Raw genomic sequence first — 2,434 nt, 5'->3', positions numbered from 1 at the left:
CACCGAGAATTGACCCGCCTCATGGATATGATTTGGGTTTGGTCAGATGGTCAAGTCGGTGCTTTCTCCTTTTTGGTTTTTGTGGCCTGGGCCGAACTGTTCCTGAACCGGAAGCTGTCGTTTCCGGTTTCGAGGATATGGCAGTGATGGGTGAGCCGATCGAGCAGCGCGGTTGTCATCTTGGCGTCTCCAAACACGCTGGCCCACTCGGCAAAGCTGAGATTGGTGGTGATGATGACGCTGGTGCGCTCATAGAGTTTGCTCAGCAGGTGGAAGAGCAATGCCCCTCCTGATGCGCTGAAGGGCAGGTATCCAAGCTCGTCGAGAATGACCAGGTCGGAATGGACGAGCCGATTTGCGATCTGCCCGGCCTTGCCCTGAGCCTTTTCCTGTTCCAGCGCATTGACCAGTTCAACGGTCGAGAAAAAGCGCACTCTCTTGCGGTGATGCTCAATGGCTTGGATGCCCAGGGCTGTGGCGATGTGGGTTTTGCCGGTTCCCGGTCCCCCTACCAAAACGACGTTGTCGCTCTTTTCGATGAAGGCACCGGAATGGAGCTGGCGCACCAGGGCCTCATTGATCTCGCTGCTGGCAAAATCAAAGCCGGCCAGGTCCTTATAGGTTGGAAAGCGTGCAACCTTGAGCTGATAGGCGATCGATCGTGTCTCGCGTTCGGCCATCTCGGCCTTGAGCAATTGGGAGAGAACCGGAACGGCTGCCTGGAAGGCCGGAGACCCCTGTTCAGTGAGTTCGCTGATGGCCTGGGCCATGCCCGTCATCTTGAGGCTCTTGAGCATGATGACCAAAGCTGCGCTTGCCGGATCATGACGCATGGCGCACCTCCTTGTCCCCGCGCAGTGTATCGTAGCGTTCCACATTGGCCTGCGGTTCCTGGCCCAGGGCAAGGGCTTGTGGCGCCTGAACCGGCGCGATCACGGCCGATTTGCCATCAACGAGCCTGTGCAGAAGGTTGAGGACATGGGTTTTGGTGGGCACTCCGGCCTCCAGTGCCATCTCGACCGCCGTGAGCACTGCCTGTTCGTCATGGTGAAGAACCAGGGCCAGGATATCGACCATCTCGCGATCGCCCCCGGGTTTGCTTAGAAGATGGCTCTGTAACTGCCGGAATCCATCGGGCATATCGGCAAAGGGCGCACCATTGCGCAAGGCACCAGGCTTGCGCTGGAGCACGGCCAGATAGTGGCGCCAGTCGTAAACAGTATGCCCGGTTCCATGATGGCGGTCGATGATCCGCAAGTGCTCACAGATCGCTTGGCCTTCCGCGACAACGACAATGCGGTCCGGATAGACCCTGACGCTGACCGGCCTGTTGGCGAAAGAAGCCGGCACACTGTAGCGATTGCGCTCCAGGTGGATCAGACAGGTGGGCGAGACCCGCTTGGTGTGTTCGACGAACCCGTCAAAAGCGCGCGGCACAGCCATGAGAAACTGGGACTCGACCCTCCAGGCATCGGCAATGGTGCCCGGCTCGACGCCATGGGCAATCTCTTCCCATAGGGCCTTGCACCGTCGCTCCAGCCAGATGTTCAACTCATCGAGCGAGTTTGCACGTGGCAAGGGCTGGAAAAGCCGGTGCCGCATATCAAGCACGTTCTTTTCCACCAACCCCTTCTCCCAGCCCGCAGCGGGATTGCAGAACTCGGGCTCGAACACAAAGTGACTGGCCATGGCCGAGAACCGGGCATTGACCTGCCGGGCCTTGCCACGCCCGACCTTGTCGACCGCCGTGCGCATATTGTCATAAATGCCCCGACGCGGGATTCCGCCCAGCACGCGGAAGGCGTGATTATGGGCATCAAACAGCATCTCGTGGGTCTGGAGCAGATAGGCCCTTACCGCAAAGGCCCGGCTGTAGCAGAGCTTGAAGTGCGCGATCTGCAGCTTGACCCGCTCGCCCCCGATCAGCGCCCAGTCCTCACTCCAATCAAACTGGAAGGCTTCGCCCGGCTCGAAAGCCAGGGGAACGAAAACGCCACGGCCGGTGGTGTTCTGCTGGCGCTGGAAATCCTCTTTCCAGCGCCGGGCAAAAACCGCCACCCGACCATAGGAACCTTCAAAGCCAAGACTGACCAGATCGGCATGGATCTGCTTGACCGTGCGCCGCTGTTTGCGCGGCTTGCGACTCTCAGCCTTCAGCCAGCCTGACAGCTTCTCGGCAAACGGATCGATCTTGCTCGGCCGCTCGGGCACCTTGAACTTCGGCTCAACCGTATCGGACCGAAGATATTTGCGAATAGTATTACGGGACAGACCTGTGCGCCGCGAAATCTCCCGGATCGAAAACCCGTCCCGGAAATGCCAGCGCCGGATAACGCTCAAAAACGCCATGTCCAACACTCCTCAATCTCCTGCCCAAAACGAGCAGGATAGCGTTCAAACATGGGTCAAATCTCAGTGGAAAAATCCCTCAGTA

At 58.9% G+C, this 2,434-nt stretch carries 2 protein-coding genes; both read right to left on the bottom strand.

Annotated elements, in window-relative coordinates; genetic code table 11:
* Positions 1-50: 50 nt before the first annotated feature.
* A complete protein-coding gene (gene istB / locus BLR31_RS21260; RefSeq protein WP_090600540.1) occupies positions 51-833 on the bottom strand; it encodes an IS21-like element helper ATPase IstB in 783 nt (260 codons plus the stop codon).
* Positions 823-2,349: an IS21 family transposase gene (gene istA, locus BLR31_RS21255; protein ID WP_090600538.1), complete on the bottom strand. Its 1,527-nt coding sequence runs from the start codon at positions 2,347-2,349 to the stop codon at positions 823-825. Before istA ends, istB begins: the two co-directional genes overlap by 11 nt.
* Between the last annotated feature and the right edge of the window lie 85 nt (positions 2,350-2,434).

The organism is Pelagibacterium luteolum, assembly GCF_900100665.1.
GTDB classification, from domain to species: domain Bacteria; phylum Pseudomonadota; class Alphaproteobacteria; order Rhizobiales; family Devosiaceae; genus Pelagibacterium; species Pelagibacterium luteolum.
Note: the sequence above shows the minus strand (reverse complement) of the source record. Positions and strands in the feature narration are given on the sequence as shown.